The 16,515-nt window shown below is 54.2% G+C and carries 16 protein-coding genes and 1 pseudogene; 16 read left to right on the top strand and 1 reads right to left on the bottom strand.

The annotated features are described in order from the left end of the window. The first annotated feature begins 11 nt into the window (after window positions 1-11). From GYMC52_RS19800 to uvrC, 16 genes and pseudogenes are all read left to right on the top strand, one after another. Entirely contained in the window at window positions 12-176 is a 165-nt protein-coding gene (locus GYMC52_RS19800) for a hypothetical protein (protein ID WP_011232165.1), read from the top strand. Window positions 177-258: 82 nt separating this feature from the next. After that, window positions 259-1,959, top strand: a complete 1,701-nt coding sequence (locus GYMC52_RS13665; RefSeq protein WP_013524277.1) for a long-chain-fatty-acid--CoA ligase — start codon at window positions 259-261, stop codon at window positions 1,957-1,959. A gap of 59 nt (window positions 1,960-2,018) precedes the next feature. Continuing rightward, window positions 2,019-2,606: a TetR/AcrR family transcriptional regulator gene (locus GYMC52_RS13660; RefSeq protein ID WP_011232163.1), complete on the top strand. Its 588-nt coding sequence runs from the start codon at window positions 2,019-2,021 to the stop codon at window positions 2,604-2,606. Between the two features lie 25 nt (window positions 2,607-2,631). Then, window positions 2,632-3,405 carry an enoyl-CoA hydratase gene (locus GYMC52_RS13655; protein ID WP_013524276.1) on the top strand — a complete coding sequence of 258 codons (774 nt, stop codon included), beginning with the start codon at window positions 2,632-2,634 and terminating at the stop codon, window positions 3,403-3,405. 65 nt (window positions 3,406-3,470) lie between these two features. Further along, the gene (locus tag GYMC52_RS13650; protein WP_013144555.1) at window positions 3,471-4,247 is read left to right on the top strand and encodes an electron transfer flavoprotein subunit beta/FixA family protein; all 777 of its coding nucleotides are present in this window, start codon (window positions 3,471-3,473) and stop codon (window positions 4,245-4,247) included. A gap of 65 nt (window positions 4,248-4,312) precedes the next feature. Further along, entirely contained in the window at window positions 4,313-5,290 is a 978-nt protein-coding gene (locus GYMC52_RS13645; RefSeq protein ID WP_013524275.1) for an electron transfer flavoprotein subunit alpha/FixB family protein, read from the top strand. A 151-nt stretch (window positions 5,291-5,441) separates the two neighbouring features. Continuing rightward, window positions 5,442-5,759: a thioredoxin gene (trxA, locus tag GYMC52_RS13640; RefSeq protein ID WP_013144557.1), complete on the top strand. Its 318-nt coding sequence runs from the start codon at window positions 5,442-5,444 to the stop codon at window positions 5,757-5,759. 202 nt (window positions 5,760-5,961) lie between these two features. Continuing rightward, on the top strand, window positions 5,962-7,167 hold the full coding sequence (locus GYMC52_RS13635) for a hypothetical protein (RefSeq protein ID WP_013524274.1): 1,206 nt from the start codon (window positions 5,962-5,964) through the stop codon (window positions 7,165-7,167). 218 nt (window positions 7,168-7,385) lie between these two features. After that, window positions 7,386-8,330, top strand: coding sequence for an NAD-dependent epimerase/dehydratase family protein (locus GYMC52_RS13630; protein WP_041469532.1), 945 nt, complete (start codon window positions 7,386-7,388; stop codon window positions 8,328-8,330). Between the two features lie 7 nt (window positions 8,331-8,337). Next, window positions 8,338-8,589 (top strand): annotated as a pseudogene (locus tag GYMC52_RS13625) (UPF0104 family protein); the annotation flags it as partial. Continuing rightward, on the top strand, window positions 8,586-10,085 hold the full coding sequence (locus GYMC52_RS13620; RefSeq protein ID WP_013524272.1) for an alkaline phosphatase family protein: 1,500 nt from the start codon (window positions 8,586-8,588) through the stop codon (window positions 10,083-10,085). The pseudogene GYMC52_RS13625 and the gene GYMC52_RS13620, both read left to right, overlap by 4 nt. Further along, window positions 10,042-10,803: a glycosyltransferase family 2 protein gene (locus tag GYMC52_RS13615; protein ID WP_013524271.1), complete on the top strand. Its 762-nt coding sequence runs from the start codon at window positions 10,042-10,044 to the stop codon at window positions 10,801-10,803. The genes GYMC52_RS13620 and GYMC52_RS13615 overlap by 44 nt, the downstream gene beginning before the upstream one ends. 93 nt (window positions 10,804-10,896) lie before the next feature. Next, on the top strand, window positions 10,897-11,658 hold the full coding sequence (locus tag GYMC52_RS13610; protein ID WP_013524270.1) for a hypothetical protein: 762 nt from the start codon (window positions 10,897-10,899) through the stop codon (window positions 11,656-11,658). Window positions 11,659-11,684: 26 nt separating this feature from the next. Next, window positions 11,685-12,611, top strand: a complete 927-nt coding sequence (locus tag GYMC52_RS13605; RefSeq protein ID WP_013144563.1) for an FTR1 family iron permease — start codon at window positions 11,685-11,687, stop codon at window positions 12,609-12,611. A gap of 48 nt (window positions 12,612-12,659) precedes the next feature. Further along, window positions 12,660-14,102, top strand: coding sequence for a hypothetical protein (locus GYMC52_RS13600; RefSeq protein ID WP_013524269.1), 1,443 nt, complete (start codon window positions 12,660-12,662; stop codon window positions 14,100-14,102). Window positions 14,103-14,108: 6 nt separating this feature from the next. Next, window positions 14,109-15,881 (top strand): excinuclease ABC subunit UvrC, encoded by a 1,773-nt coding sequence (gene uvrC, locus GYMC52_RS13595; protein WP_013144565.1) that lies wholly within the window; start codon window positions 14,109-14,111, stop codon window positions 15,879-15,881. Between the two features lie 48 nt (window positions 15,882-15,929). Here uvrC and GYMC52_RS13590 read toward each other — a convergent pair whose 3' ends face one another. Further along, window positions 15,930-16,382: a YslB family protein gene (locus GYMC52_RS13590; protein WP_013144566.1), complete on the bottom strand. Its 453-nt coding sequence runs from the start codon at window positions 16,380-16,382 to the stop codon at window positions 15,930-15,932. Between the last annotated feature and the right edge of the window lie 133 nt (window positions 16,383-16,515).

The raw sequence follows: 16,515 nt of genomic DNA, 5'->3' as shown, positions 1-16,515 counted from the left end.
GGGAACAACGAATGAACGCAGTAGTGAAATGGTTGTTGATTGCGGTCGGGCTGTTTTTGATCGCCGGCATCGTCTATATGGCCGTGCGCAACCGATCGGTCGATGTGCTGGCGAAAATCTTGTTTGTCATCTGCGCGTGCTTTTTCTTCGTTGGTTTGGTGTACTGGTTTTGGTAACGCTCGGTTCAAGCCCGGCGTTCTTTTTTTTGATGAAAAATTAGAAAAAGTAAAATAAAATAGAAGCAAGGGGGGATTGCATATGGAAAAACCGTGGCTCGCTCACTACCCGCCGGAGATTCCGCATACGCTCGACTATCCAAAGAAAACGCTTTCCGACTATTTGCGGGAGACGGCGGAACAATTCGGAGACCATGAGGCGATCGACTTTTTCGGAAAGACGATGACGTTTCGCGAGCTGTACGAGCAAGCATTGACATTCGCGCATTATTTGCGGACGATCGGATTGAAAAAAGGGGATCGGGTGGCGGTGATGCTGCCAAACTGCCCGCAGGCGGTCATCAGCTACTACGGGACGCTCCTAGCCGGCGGCATCGTCGTGCAGACGAACCCGCTTTACACCGAGTATGAGCTTGAATACCAGCTGAACGACAGCGGCGCCTCGGTGCTCGTGACGATGGATCTTCTGTATCCAAAGGCGGAAAAGGTGAAAGGGAGGACGCCAGTCAAACATTGGATTGTCACGAGAATGCAAGATTATTTGCCCACGGTGAAGAAATGGCTGTATCCGCTTGTGCAGCGGAAGCAAAACATGCCCATCGTCCGCATCGAGGAAAGCGAAACCGTTCATATGTTCCGCACGATCGTCAGTCGGAAGGAAACCGCTCCGATCGGGGTGGACATCGATCCGGTGGAAGATGTGGCGCTGCTGCAATATACAGGCGGCACGACGGGGCATCCGAAAGCGGCCATGTTGACGCATCGCAATTTGATCGCCAATACGCTCATGTGCGCCCATTGGGTGTATAAATGCGAAAAAGGAAAAGAAACGGTGCTCGGTGTGCTTCCGTTTTTCCACGTGTACGGCATGACGACGGTGATGAATTTGTCCGTGATGATGGCGAGCAAAATGGTGCTGCTCCCGCGCTTTGATGTCAAGCAAACATTAAAAGCAATCGAGCGCACCCGGCCGACGATGTTCCCAGGCGCGCCGACGATGTACATCGCTTTGTTGAACCATCCGGATTTGCCGAAATATGATTTATCCTCGATCAACGTCTGCATCAGCGGCTCCGCTCCGCTGCCGGTCGAGGTGCAGGAGCAGTTTGAGCGGGCGACGGGCGGAAAATTGATTGAAGGCTATGGGTTAACCGAGGCGTCCCCTGTCACCCACAGCAACTTCCTTTGGGACGGGGAGCGGGTGAAAGGAAGCATCGGCGTCCCGTGGCCGGATACGGACGCGAAAATCATTTCCTTGGAAACGGGTGAGGAAGCAAAGCCGGGAGAGCGTGGAGAACTCGTCGTGCGCGGGCCGCAAGTGATGAAAGGCTACTGGAATCGTCCGGAAGAGACCGAGCAAGTGCTGCGCGACGGATGGCTGTATACAGGTGACATTGGATATATGGATGAGCGGGGGTATTTTTATATCGTCGACCGCAAGAAAGATGTCATTATCGCCGGCGGTTACAACATTTACCCGCGCGAAGTCGAAGAAGCGCTGTACGAGCACCCGAAAGTGCAGGAAGCGGCCGTGATCGGCGTTCCGGATCCGTACCGCGGCGAGACGGTGAAAGCGTTCGTCGTGTTAAAGCCGGGGGAGATGTGCAGCGAACAGGAGCTTGACGCGTTTATGCGCCAGCGCCTGGCTGCTTACAAAGTGCCGCGCATCTACGAGTTCCGCAGCGAATTGCCGAAGACGGCGGTCGGCAAAATTTTGCGCCGCGTGTTGGTGGAAGAGGAGAAAAAGAAGCTTGACAAATCGGCAGAATTGCCCGTAAAATGAAAATATGAATGATGGTTCATTCATTTGGCGGATGGAAAGTGAGAAAAGGAGAATCCATATTGCGGAGGGAAAAGCCGAAATTTAAGCAAATCATTGACGCTGCCGTCGTCGTCATCGCCGAGCACGGCTACCATCAAGCACAGGTGTCGAAAATCGCCAAGCAGGCCGGTGTCGCCGACGGCACGATCTACCTTTATTTTAAAAACAAAGAGGATATTTTAATTTCGCTTTTTCAGGAAAAGATGGGGGCGTTCATCGAGAAAATTGAACAAGAGACAGAAGGAATTTCAAGCCCCCTAGAGAAATTGTATGTATTGGTGAAAACTCATTTTTCCGCCCTCGCCGCTGATCCGCATATGGCGGTCGTGACGCAGCTTGAGCTGCGCCAGTCGAACAAAGAGCTGCGCCATCGCATCAATGAGGTGCTGAAAGGATATTTGCGGCTCATCGACCGCATCATCATGGAGGGGATGGAAAAAGGGGAGTTTCGCCAAGATTTAGACGTCCGGCTCACTCGGCAAATGATCTTTGGCACCCTTGATGAAACGGTGACGACGTGGGTGATGAACGAGCAAAAGTATGACTTGGCCGCCCTCGCCGACCCGGTGTACGAACTGCTCGTCAAAGGGTGCGCCGCCGGACGTTAGGAAAGGCAGAAAGGGGAGAGGCTTCATGGACTTTTTTCGTTTGGCGAAAGAGGAGTTCGTCGCCGTCGTGACGTTTTCGCGGCCGCCGGCGAACGCCCTTTCATCAGCGGTTTTGAAAGAGCTTTCAACCGTGTTGGACGAGCTCGAGACCGATCCGGAAGTACGCGTCGTGCTGCTTCATGGCGAAGGAAGATTTTTCTCAGCCGGCGCCGATATTAAAGAATTCACGTCCATCGCTTCCGCTGAGGAGGCATCCGGCTTGTCGCGCAACGGCCAACTCGTGATGGAGCGGATCGAACGCTTTTCCAAACCAGTCATTGCGGCGATTCACGGCGCCGCATTAGGCGGTGGGTTGGAGCTGGCTATGAGCTGCCACATTCGTGTGGTGGCGGAAAACGCCAAACTCGGCCTTCCGGAGCTGCAGCTTGGCATCATCCCTGGATTTGCTGGCACGCAGCGGCTTGTGCGCTACGTCGGCTTTGGCAAAGCGGCGGAAATGATGTGGACGAGCGAGCCGATCACCGGACTCGAAGCGGTTGAATGGGGGCTTGCCAACAAGGCGGTGCCGGAAGAGCGGCTTCTTGATGAAGCAAAAGCGTTGGCGAAAAAGATCGCCGCCAAAAGTCCGCTTTCCGTCCGTGCGACGATTGAACTGCTCAACGCCGCGAAGGAAAAATCGTTTGCCGAGGCAGTGCGCGAGGAGGCGGAATGGTTTGGCCGCGTGTTTGTATCCGAGGATGCAAAAGAAGGCGTGCAGGCGTTTTTGGAAAAACGGCCGCCTGTCTTTAAAGGGAAATGATCCCTGTAAATATCTGAATGTTGGAACATGAAACAATGTTCGACCAAACCGAGGAGGGGAACGACATGAACATTTTTGTGTTGATGAAACGGACGTTTGACACGGAGGAAAAAATTTCCATTGTCAACGGCAAGATCAACGAGGAAGGTGCAGAATTCATCATCAACCCGTACGATGAATACGCCATTGAAGAAGCGATTCAAGTGCGCGACAAACACGGCGGCGAAGTGACGGTCGTCACCGTCGGCAGCGAGGAAGCGGAAAAAGAGCTGCGCACGGCGCTCGCCATGGGCTGCGATAAAGCGGTGCTCATCAACATTGACGATGATGTCGAAGAACAAGACCAATATACGACGGCGAAAGTGCTCGCTGAATACTTAAAAGACAAAAACCCGGACTTGATTTTAGCCGGCAACGTCGCCATTGACGGCGGTTCCGGGCAAGTCGGCCCGCGCGTTGCGGAATTGCTCGGCATTCCGTATGTGACGACGATCACGAAGCTCGACATTGCCGACGGCGGCAAAGTGACCGTTGTGCGCGACGTCGAGGGGGATGAGGAAATCATCGAAACGTCGCTGCCGCTCCTTGTCACCGCTCAACAAGGGCTGAATGAACCGCGCTATCCGTCGCTGCCGGGCATTATGAAGGCGAAGAAAAAGCCGCTTGACGAGTTGGAGCTTGACGACCTGGATCTTGATGAAGAGGATGTCGAAGCAAAAACGAAAACGATCGAAGTGTTCTTGCCGCCGAAGCGCGAAGCGGGCAAAATTTTGCAAGGCGAGATCGCTGATCAAGTGAAGGAACTCGTTCAGCTGCTCCGCTCCGAAGCGAAAGTGGTATAAGCGGAAACCGCTGTCGGCGTTCGGATGAAGCACAACGGGGAATCAAAGGATAGGGGGACTGAAACATGGCACGTAAAGTATTGACCTTAGCAGAAGTGCGGGATGGATCGCTGCGGAACGTTTCGTTTGAAGCCATTGCAGCGGCCAAAACGATCGCCGAAGGCGGGGAAGTCGTCTCGGTGCTCGTCGGCGACCAAGTGCAGGCGCATGCGAACGAACTCATTTACCGCGGTGCGGACCGCGTCGTCGTCATCGAACATCCGAATTTGAAATTTTATACATCAGATGGCTATTCGCAAGCGTTAAAAGCCGTGATTGACAAAGAGCAGCCGGAAGGCATCGTCTTCGGCCATACGGCGCTCGGCAAAGACTTGTCGCCGAAATTGGCCATCAAGCTCGACGCCGGCCTCGTTTCCGACGTCATCGCCGTCGAAGAGGCAGGCGGCAACATCGTCTTTACCCGTCCGATCTACTCCGGCAAAGCGTTTGAAAAGAAAATCGTGACAAGCGGCATCATCTTTGCGACGGTGCGTCCGAACAACATCGCGCCTCTTGAGCGCGACGAGTCGCGCACAGGCAGCGTGGAAGCGCTCGCCGTCGAGATTAAAGACTTGCGCGCGATTGTCAAAGAAGTCGTCCGCAAAACGGCGGAAGGCGTCGACTTGACCGAGGCGAAAGTGATCGTCGCCGGCGGCCGCGGCGTCAAAAGCGCCGAAGGCTTCAAGCCGCTCCAAGAGCTCGCCGAAGTGTTGGGCGGCGCGGTCGGCGCTTCGCGCGGGGCGTGCGATGCCGGCTATTGCGACTACTCGCTGCAAATCGGGCAAACGGGGAAAGTCGTCACGCCGGACCTTTACATCGCTTGCGGCATCTCAGGCGCCATCCAGCATTTAGCGGGGATGTCCAACTCGAAAGTCATCGTCGCCATTAACAAAGACCCGGAAGCCAACATCTTTAAAGTCGCGGACTACGGCATTGTCGGCGATTTGTTCGAAGTCGTTCCGCTCCTCACCGAAGAATTCAAAAAACTGAAAGTGCATTCGTAATGAACAACACGGGCGGCTGCAGCCGTCCGTTTTTTGACGGATAAATTCCGCGGCAAAAGCGAATAGTAGAAACGAAGCAAAACATTCGCGCCGACTTGCATTCCATGGTATACTTTGCTTGCAGCATTCAAGAAGATGGGAGGGAATCGATATGGCGATTGTCAACGCCACTGACCAAACGTTCGCCGCAGAAACGAAAGACGGCCTCACGCTCGTTGACTTCTGGGCGCCATGGTGCGGACCGTGCCGCATGATCGCTCCGGTGCTGGAAGAGCTTGACCGCGAAATGGGCGACAAAGTGAAAATCGTCAAAGTGAATGTCGATGAAAACCAAGAAACAGCGTCGAAGTTCGGCGTCATGAGCATCCCGACGCTGCTTCTGTTCAAAGATGGCCAACTTGTCGACAAAGCGGTCGGCTATCAGCCGAAAGAGGCGCTTGTGCAGCTGGTTGGCAAACATGTGTCATAACGGAGAAAGAAGGAAATCCAGAGGGGAAGAAGCCTCTGGATTTTTTTATTTAAGGTGTGATCAGCCAGGAAGAGAGGATTTTCAGCAAGAGGGGAGTCCTCACTTTTTCATCATGTGTTGACATTGAAATTCATTTTCTCTTATAATCTTATTGTATTGATATTGATTATCATTTTTGGATGTGTGAACGGGGGGATACATAATGTCATTGAAATGGAAGTGGCTCGCCGTGTTCGCCGCCGCGGCGTTGGCGCTTGGCGCGTGCGGCCAGAGCAAACAGACGGCGGGAACAGAAAAAGAAAGCAGCAACCAAACGGCTGTGGAAAAACAAGAAAAGCCGAAAGAGGAAGAGAAGACGGAGAACGAGAAGGAAGAAGCGGAAGTCGATTATGCGGGAGCGTTCAGCGAAGCGCTCGCGGAGCTTGAGAAGGCGAAGCAAGGCGGGGCGGTCGACTTCGGCAAAGTGGAGAGCATCTACAAAGAAAAGCTGCAGCCGCTTGTACAAAAACGTGACGCGGAATTTGAAGATACGCTTGACCAACATATTACCAACGCACTGGCCGCCGGCAAAGACGGGTCGCTTGAGCCGTTGGTCGTCAAGCAAATTTTTGACAAGCTGATGCAAAAAGTGTTTTACACGACGATCAAACATGAGTTTACCGAAGCAGAAGAGCATTGGGCCAATAAGGAAGAAGTAAAGGAAGAGCTTGAGGAAGCGAAGGCATTTTACGCGATTTTGCAGTCGACCGTGGAAAAGCGCGATGCGGCTTACGGAACGAAGTTGGTTGACGCGATCAACGGGGCGTTTGCCCAAATGGAGCAAGCGGTCCAAAACGATGATGCGCTCTCATTTGCCCTCGGCAAGCAAGTCGTGGACAAAACATTGATGAAAACATTCTATTTAGCGAGCGGAGCGCTGCCGCACGGCTATGCGGCGAAGGCGGCGGCTGCGGCCAAGGAAAACGCCGAAGAAGCCAAAGTGGAGCAGGCGGAAGGCTGGGCGTTTTATCAGTCCGTCTATCCGTATATGAAACGGCATGCCGCGGAGGAGGCGGACTACATTTTGAAACAGTTTGACCTGCAAACCGATGTCAAAACGCTCGATCCGAAAGCGGTGAACCATGCGTTCGTGCGCGGATGGGCGAAAGTGGCGCTTCACGAATATGAAGAAAGCAAAGAAAATTGGGGGCAAGACAAGTCGGTGATCACCGCCTTAGAAGGCGCGCTCTTTATTAACATGATCGAAAATGATATCAAAACGCTGCTCGGCGACAAGGCATACACCGACTTGAACGAACAGGCGACACGCTACCTAGAGGCGGCAAAGGCAAAAAACAAAGCTGAGGGTGACAAATGGCTGCCGCAAATTGAAGCCGCCCTGCAACAAGTGATCGAAAAAGCGAAATAACCTAGCAAACAAGGGCGTCCTGTGGACGCCCTTGTTTGACGAAGGAGGCAGCAGATTTGATGTCGGCAGAGTGCTCGATGGTGATGTCAGGCAGCTTGTGTGCCTTCAGGGCAGCCGTCTGTCCGGAAACGTTTGGTTTTTTTCATGGCGCCGCGACTTTTCCGAGCGGCTGTGGTAAGATGCTGATGGACAGCCAATTTTGTAATGGGGTGAAACCGTTGAAAATCGTTGTTACTGGAGGAGCCGGATTTATTGGCAGCCATCTAGCCGCCCGGTTAAGCGGACTCGGATATGACGTGGCTGCAGTGGATTGTTTTCATCCATATTATTCTGCTGAACGGAAAGAGCGGCAGTTTCAGACGCTCACCGGCGGTCGGGTGCCGCTTGTCCGCTTGGATTTGCTTGATGGGGAGCGAACGAAAAGGTGGCTGGTCGAGTTTCGTCCCGATGTCGTCTACCATTTGGCGGCGCTGCCGGGCGTGCCGTATTCCCTCGAGGAGCCGCTCGCGTATATCGATTATGACATCAAAGCGACGGTCAATGTGTTGGCGGCGGCGGGGGAAGCGGGTGCGGCGCACGTGCTGTTTGCCTCATCGTCATCGGTGTACGGCGACCGAGGCAATGTGCCGCTCCGGGAAGAGATGGTTGACGGCCGCGTCGTGTCGCCGTATGCGGCGGCGAAATACGGAGCGGAATCGTTTTGTCATGCCTATGCCCATTTGTATGGCTACCAAATGACGATTTTCCGCTATTTCACCGTTTACGGGCCGTGGGGTCGTCCGGATATGGCGATCGGCACGTTTTTGCGCCGATTGCTGGCGGGCGAGGAGATTGTCGTGTATGGCAAGGGGACGGCGCGCGATTATACGTATATCGATGATATTGTGGAGGGCATGATCGCAGCACTTCACCGCAGCGGCGGGCGAAGCGAAGTGTTCAACTTGGGCGCCGGGGCGCCCGTCACCATGGAGCAGCTGCTCGCTGAGTTGCGGAAGCACTTTCCCGATATGAAAATCGTGCACGCGCCGGAGCGGAAAGGCGATGTGAAAGCGACATGGGCGGACATCACGAAGGCGGAGCGGGCGTTTGGTTACAAGCCGAAGGTGGCGTTTGCCGAAGGGCTCGCCCGCACGGTGGCGTGGGCGCGCGAATATGAGCGGTAAACCGGCGGCTAAAAGCGCGACCGTTTCCGGACAAATTGCCCAAATCGCTCCCGGTGGACTCGGAACGTATGAGGCGGTGATGGGGTTTGCCTTAACTACGGTTGGTGCACCGTGGGATGTGGCGTATATGGCCGCGGTGTTGACACATGCGTTTAAATTTCTGTTTTCTTACGCCGCTGGTGCCGCGGTATTGTGGCTTTGGCGGTCCGACTGGCAAGCGGTGCGGAGCGTATGGAGAAAGGAAAGGGAGAGGCGATGAAAGAAGCGTCACGATTCGAAAAAATGGCGGCGCGCTGCTGGAATTTGCTGAATGAAGGAAAGCCGTTCACGCCGATTTTTGTCGCGGGAACGATGAGCATCTACCATGCCGCTGATTTGATGGGCAGCCATGCATGGACATGGCTGATTGGCCTGACGGCGGTGCTGCCGTTGTTTGTTGTCTATTATGTGTACGATTATCCACTGTTTTTGCGCAATTATTTATGGATCCCTTATGTCGTGTTTCTCATCGTTTGGTCGTTCGCTGATGCGTCGTTGTTGTTGTTGGCGTCGGGGCTTTACTTTTTCTTTACGGTCTTTTTTTGGGGAACGCTTTACTATCATTTGCGAATCGGCACGTCGTGGTGGAATTTCACCCGCTTTTGGAAGCTGGTGCTGAAAAACAGCGATTCGACCAGCGGCAACGCCCAAGAGCAGCTGCCGAAATGTTTTCTTCTTTTGTCCGTATGGGAATACGCTTCGCGGCAGATCGATCAAGGAGCGGCTTTGGCGCCGCTGTGCGGGGCGCTTTGGCTGTTTGCCGCTGGGGTGTGGCTGTTTTCATGGATTTTGCATCGGAATTTGTTCGACTGGCAGCCGGAGATCATTCCGACTTATACGAACAATGTGCCGAGTCCAACCGTGCCGATCAGTGACAAAGTGTATGTCATCGTGATTGATGGGATGCGCAAAGACCGGTTTGAAGCGGCCAACGCCCCGTTTTTGAAACGGTTGCGCGCTCAAGGGACGGAATTTGCGCAAATGGAGACGGTCTATCCGGCGCGCACGGTCGTTTGCTTTACATCGATGTTGACGGGCACGTATCCGTTTGAGCACGGCATTCGCTCGAATATGGTATGGAAGCTCGGAGCGAAAGTGGAAACGATCTTCGACTCGCTCCGCAAAGTAGGGAAAACAGGCCGCTTGCTTGGCATCGCTCATTTGGTCGATTCGTTCGGAGATGATGTCGAAACGGTGACGGCCGTCATGCCTAACGAACTAGCTGACCGCTATATTATCGAGCGGGCGAAACGCATTGTGGAAGAGCAGCACCCGGACTTGCTTGTCGTGCAATTGATCGCCACCGACCAGACCGGCCATAGCCGCGGTGTGCTGTATGACGAGTATATCGAAAAAATTGAAGAAGCCGACGCGTTGATCGCGGAGTTTGTCGGCTGGCTTGAGGAACGGGGCGAGCTCGAGCGCGCGACATTGATTGTCTGCGCCGACCATGGCCAAGCGGATGGCATCGGCGGCCACGGCCACCTCGATGAAGGGGAGCGGTATGTGCCGTTTTTTTTATACGGCCCGGCGATTGAAGCAGGAAAACGAGTCGATGAGAAAAAAAGCCTCGTTTCGCTGGCGCCGACGATCGCCTATTTGCTTGGTGCGCCGTATCCGAGCCATAGCCGAGGTCCGGTTTTGATCGAAGCGATGCGAAAGGAGGAGAGCGATGAAGAAGCAGCGCGTCATCGTCTTTTTGCCGGCGCACAATGAAGAAGAAGCGATTGGGGAAGTGATTCGCCGCATTCCGCGTCATTTCCATCCCGATGTAGAGGTCAGCGTCTTGGTCATTGATGACGGGTCGACCGACCGGACTGCTGAAGCGGCGCAAGAAGCGGGAGCCGATTACATTTGCCGCTGGCCGGAAAACCGCGGCCTCGGGGCGGCGGTGCGGCGAGGGCTTGAAGAGTGTGTCCGTCTTGGCGCGGATATCGGCGTGATGATCGATGCCGATAACGAATATCCGCCGGAACAAATTCCCGACCTTTTGGCGCCGATTTTCACCGGTGAAGCGGACTATACGATCGGCTCGCGCTTCCTTGGCACGATTCGCGGCATGAAATGGCACCGACGCCTCGGGAATTATTTGTTCACGTGGCTGCAGTCGCTCCTTCTCGGCCAGCGGTTGTATGACGGGCAGTCGGGGATGCGCGCGTTTTCCCGCCAAGCGATGGAAGAGGCGGAAATCATTCATGATTACAATTACGCCCAAGTGTTGACGCTCAATTTAGTGCGCAAAGGGTTTCGCTTGAAAGAAGTGCCGATCCGCTATCAAGTGCGGACGACCGGCCGCTCGTTCATCAAGTTCACCGCCTATATAACCGCGGTCATCCCGGGCATCTGGAAGGAAATGCGCCGCCCGGTCAAAAAAGCTGTCATTGACCCCAAAGCGCATGTGCTTTCTTTGGAGCGGGAGCGCCATTGTTCGTGAGGGGCGGCCGCATCTGGCCGCCGGCCGTTTTTTTCTATATTGACAACGATGATGATAATGATTATCATTGATCTTGATAGGAGGGGCAGAAATGTGAAAACATCCCGTTTCTTTTTTTACATAGCAGTGATCATTATTCTCAATCTCATTCCGCTGAAAGTGTTCGCCTATTCGTATGGAGATCCGAACAAAGAAGCGGTTGCTGAGGCGTATAAAGAGATGAAAGAAAAGTTGAACGAGCAGCCGCCGAACTTTGCCGCAGCGAAGGAAATTTTCGGAACCATAAAAGAAGAAATCGACATGCACATGGGACCTGAGCCGTCCAAGGCCGTGCTTGCAGCCATCGAAGCGAAGGACCGCCAGGCGGTGATCAAAGACATGGAAAACATTTTAGTGCTCAATATCGCCCGACGTTTGGACAATATTGAGGCGAACTTTGATCAGTACGACACGAGCAAGCGGCTGTTGGCGAAGGCGTTTGCGACGTATGAAGCGCTGTCGCCGATCATCCAAGGGAAAGACCCTGCGCTTGACAAACAGCTGCGCACCGAGTTTGACAAGGCGCTTCAGTCGCTTGGCAACCCGGGGCTGTTCGGCGTCGGCGAGAAAAAATCGGATATCAACGTGTTTAAAAAAAGCAAAGAGACGATTTTAACAATGCTGCAAAAGCAATTTGGCCTAAAAAGCCTAAAAGTCGGCCATTTTTCGGAAAGCGCTGCAGAAAAGCCGGATGCAGTGCAAAAGAAAGAGTGGACCGATTTGTCCAAAGCAAAAAACTGGATTCCGCTCATTGTCATCGTTGTCGTGGTTCTCGGCGCGGCCCTCATTTATGTGCGGCGTCGGAAGCGGGCTTAGTCCAAATATAAAGGGGAGGCGGAGACATGGAAGTCCAAGCGCTGCTCATTACGTTTCGCGAAGCGCTGGAAGCGCTGCTTATCGTCGGCATCATTACATCGTATTTGAAACGGGTCGATCACCGCGAATACACGAAGTACGTATGGCTTGGTGCTGGTTTGGCCGTGTTGGCGAGCATCGGCGCGGCCATTTTGTTTCAAGTCGTGTTCACGGGATTTGCCGCGATGGGCAGTGAAATCTACTTAAAAATCGGCATCATGATCGTCTCCGCGTTGCTTTTGACGCAAATGGTGTTTTGGATGGCCGAGCATAGCCGGGACATGAAAAAAAACGTCGAAGGGAAAATGGACCAGTTTATTACCGCCGGCAATGTCGCCGGCATGGTCATTCACTCGTTTTTAGTCGTGCTGCGCGAGGGAGTGGAAACGGTCTTCTTCTTCGCCGCGATTACGCATGGCAACATCGGCGCGGCCATACAAGGCTGGGGGGCGGCGACAGGAATCGCCATTGCCGCTTTGGTCAGCTACTTCTTCTTTAAAGGAACGATGCGCATTCCGCTGAAAACGTTCTTTAAAGTGACTGGAGCCTTTATCGTCTTGATCGCCGCCGGGTTGCTCGTGCAAGCGATTTCGATGATGCAGGACATTGGCCTCATTGGCAGCGTCATGCCGCACGTATATGATTTGACATGGCTGCTTCCAGAACATCCGATCGATTACGAACATTACGTGCGCGATCATGGCGTCGCCCCCGTCTTTTCCGGCGAAGTCGGCGTCTTTTTAAAAGCGCTGTTTGGCTATTCAGCGATGCCGTCGCTTGAAGAAGTGATCGCCTATATCGGCTACTTCGTCGTCGTGTATTTGTTGGTGGCGAGCCGCCGCGGTCAAAAGAGCGCTGTGGTCGAGAAACCGCCGGCTGCCGCGTTGGATGAAAATAAAAAACGCGTCATGTAAACGTACAAGGCTGCAGCGCCTTGTACGTTTTCTTTGGAGGGGGACACGGTGGACAAACGGTTCGGCGATCGCTTTTGGATTGGCTTTGGTGTCGGAACAGCCGCTTGGTTGGTTGGCGCCTGTTTGTATTGGGCGAGCCCGTATGCGGCCACATGGGATGAAGTTGATTTTGCCTTGGCGCTTAGGCGCTATGATGTGTTGGCCATGCAGCCGCATTTCCCGGGCTATCCGTATTTTATTCTTGGCGGCATGGCAGTGCACGCTCTGGTCGCCAATCCGGCCAAAGCGCTTTCGATCTTGAATGTGCTCGTGTTGTTTTCCGCCGCCTTTCCCATCGTTTGGCTGCTCGTTCGCCATATGCCGCGTTCAGCGGCGCTATGGGCGGCGCTTTCGGTGCTTTCTTCAAGCTACGTGCTCCTTGCCGCCGCCAGACCGATGTCGGACGGCGCGGCGCTTGGCGTGCTTTGGTGGTACGTATGGGCTTTGGAATGGGCGCGGCGGCGAACAACATGGATGGCGCAGCTTTGGCCGGCTGCGTTGTTTAGCATCCTCATGGGCATCCGTTTGTCTTATGCCCCGTTTGCTGCCGCGTTGTTGATCCTTTGGCATGAAGACTGGAAAACGCACCGCCGCCTCGGCCGCGTGGCGGCATCGCTGTTGGCGGCGGCCGCCTTTCAATTTGTTTGGGTGGCGGCGGTCGCGGCGACGGAAGGCGGCCTTTGGCCGTTTTTCAAGCTTGGCTGGGCGTTTGTCGTCGGTCATTTCAGCGACTGGGGGGGAACGGCGGCGGCGAGCCCGCTTCCATTTTGGGAGCGGGTGTGCCGCTTTGTCCTTGACAACTTTCTTTGGACCGGCATGGCCAGCCGAAATGCTTGGCTGCTGGCTGCCTATGCAGTGGTCGGCGCCATCGCCTGGCGCACTGGGCCGTTTCGGCTGCCGCGCCCGCTTGTCGTTTCCGCGTTGCTGTATGCTTTGTGGGCGCTTTTCGGACAAAACATTGACAAGCCGCGTCATCTCCTTCCGCTCGTTCACATTGCGCTCGTTTTCGTGTGGGGGCGCGTATTGGCTGCACCGCGATCATGGAAGCATGTGTTGGCGGCGGTTGTGCTGCTGCAGTCTACAATCGGCATCGGGCAGCTGCACGAGCAGGCAAAGACGCCGCCGGCAGTGTATCAGCTTGCGGACGATTTGCGTGACAAACGGCAGCCGTTTGTGGTATATACGTGGGAAGAGACGCGCGTCCTAGACTATTTGAACGTGCCCTTTCCACATAAAGACGTGCTCCATTTTTCCTTCTTTTTGCAAGACAAAGAAAACTACCGCCATGCTACGATATATATGACCAATCACGTTGTCCAAGGGTTCGAGGCTCAAGGGATCGATGTTTCCCGCCATGTGCGCAAAGTGAAAACGTATCGTTCCAGTCTGCTTGCTGATCCAGTGTATGGGACGATTACGCTGTACGAATGGGTTGATGGAGCAGTGAGGTGATGGCCAATGAACGAGCGGCTGAAAGAAAAGCTGGCCGTGCTGCCGGAACAGCCGGGCTGCTATTTGATGAAAGACAGACACGGAACGGTCATTTACGTCGGCAAAGCGAAGTCGCTGAAAGCGCGCGTCCGCTCGTATTTTACCGGGACGCATGACGGCAAGACGCAGCGGCTTGTTGAGGAGATCGCTGATTTCGAATACATCGTCACCTCGTCAAACGCCGAGGCGCTCATTTTGGAGATGAATTTGATCAAAAAGCATGATCCGAAATACAACGTCATGCTGAAAGATGATAAAAGCTACCCGTTTATTAAAATCACCGCGGAAAAGCATCCGCGCCTGCTTATCACCCGCAAAGTGAAAAAAGACGGCGGCAAATATTTCGGCCCGTATCCAAACGTGCAGGCGGCGAACGAAACGAAAAAGCTGCTCGACCGCTTATATCCGCTCCGCAAATGTTCGACGCTGCCTTCGCGCGCCTGTTTGTATTACCATATGGGCCAATGCCTCGCCCCGTGCGTCCACCCGGTGTCGGACGAACAAAATAAGGCGATGGTTGAACAAATCGTCCGCTTTTTAAACGGCGGGTATGAAGACGTGAAGCGGGAGTTGGCCGAGAAAATGCACGAGGCGGCGGAAGCGCTCGAGTTTGAACGGGCGAAAGAATACCGCGATCAAATCGCGGCGATTGAGATGACGATGGAAAAGCAAAAAATGATGCTCAACGACTTCATCGACCGCGATGTATTCGGCTATGCATACGACAAAGGCTGGATGTGCGTGCAAGTGTTTTTCCTTCGCCAAGGGAAGCTGATTGAGCGCGACGTGTCGATCTTCCCGCTTTACCAAGACCCGGATGAGGAAATGCTTACGTTTTTGGGTCAGTTTTATGCGAAAGCGCATCATTTGAAGCCAAAAGAAGTCGTCCTCCCGTCCGACATTGACGGCGAGCTCGCCCGCGAATTGCTCGGCGTTGCCGTCGTCCAGCCGAAAAAAGGGAAGAAAAAAGAGCTTGTTGAGCTGGCGAGCAAAAACGCGGCCATTGCTCTGAAAGAAAAATTTTATTTCATCGAGCGGGACGAAGAACGGACGATCAAAGCGGTCGAACGTCTCGGAGAGCGTCTTGGCATTCCGGCGCCGCGCCGCATCGAGGCGTTTGACAACTCGAACATTTACGGGGCCGATCCGGTCTCGGCGCTCGTCGTTTTCCTCGATGGCAAGCCGGCGAAAAAAGAATACCGGAAATATAAGGTGAAAACGGTCGCGGGGCCGAACGATTATGAAACGATGCGCGAAGTCGTGCGCCGCCGCTATACGCGCGTGTTGAAAGAAGGATTGCCGCTTCCCGATTTGATCATCATCGACGGCGGCAAAGGCCACTTGTCGGCGGTGCGGGATGTGCTCGAAAACGAACTTGGACTGGATGTGCCGCTGGCTGGATTGGCGAAAGACGAAAAACATCGCACATCAGAGCTTTTGGCCGGCGACCCGCCGGATGTCGTGCCGCTTGACCGGCAAAGCCAAGAGTTTTATTTATTGCAGCGCATCCAGGATGAAGTGCATCGGTTTGCCGTTATGTTTCACCGAAAGACGCGGCAGAAAACGATGTTCCATTCCGTGCTTGATGACATCCCCGGCGTCGGGGAAAAGCGGAAAAAAGCGCTCTTGAATTATTTCGGCTCGGTGAAAAAGATGAAAGAGGCGACGGTGGAAGAGTTGCAGCGGGCGAACATTCCGCGAGCGGTGGCGGAGAAAATCTATGAAAAACTGCATGAATAATGGCTGAACGGGCGCCCGTTTTGCGAGCGGACGCCCGTTCTTTGCCTGTCATTCGATCGCCTGCTTCCGATCCCATTTCACCAAAATGCGCGCTTTGCCGTCCCGCTTTGGCGGCAGTTCGACCGCTTCGGTGACGAACCGCTTTTGTTGTTCGATTTGCTGGGCGAGAAATCCCGCCTCAAGCTGGAACGAGCAGCTGCCGTACAAGGAAAAGCGGGCGGCGATGATGGGGCCCGACAGCTCGATATATAGTTCGTCGTTTCGCTCTTCGCCGGTTGATAGCTCCCCCCAGCCCGCCCGTTCAAAAAATACGGCGACGTCATCGAGCGTTCCGAGCGGATAGCGCCGCGCCAGCTGTTTGCCGGCCCAGTACAGCAGCGAAGCGGCATCTTTGCCAAGCAGCTCGGGAAGAAGCGAATGGCGAAGCAGCTCAGCCCCGAATGCGGAAAGCGCAATCGACCCAAACATTTGATATTGGTCCTCTAATGGTGGCTGTTTCATCGTTTTCCCCTCTTTCTATCCATTTCCCCATTATAGCTGAATTGCTGCCGGAGTGCATCCTCTTTCCTAAGGTGGCGCAACTATGAGAATGTTTGAACATTTTGTGTCAGTGTTTTCTTGACGCTTGTACAAT

The sequence above is a fragment of the Geobacillus sp. Y412MC52 genome, from assembly GCF_000174795.2.
Lineage (GTDB): Bacteria > Bacillota > Bacilli > Bacillales > Anoxybacillaceae > Geobacillus > Geobacillus thermoleovorans.
Note: the sequence above shows the minus strand (reverse complement) of the source record. Positions and strands in the feature narration are given on the sequence as shown.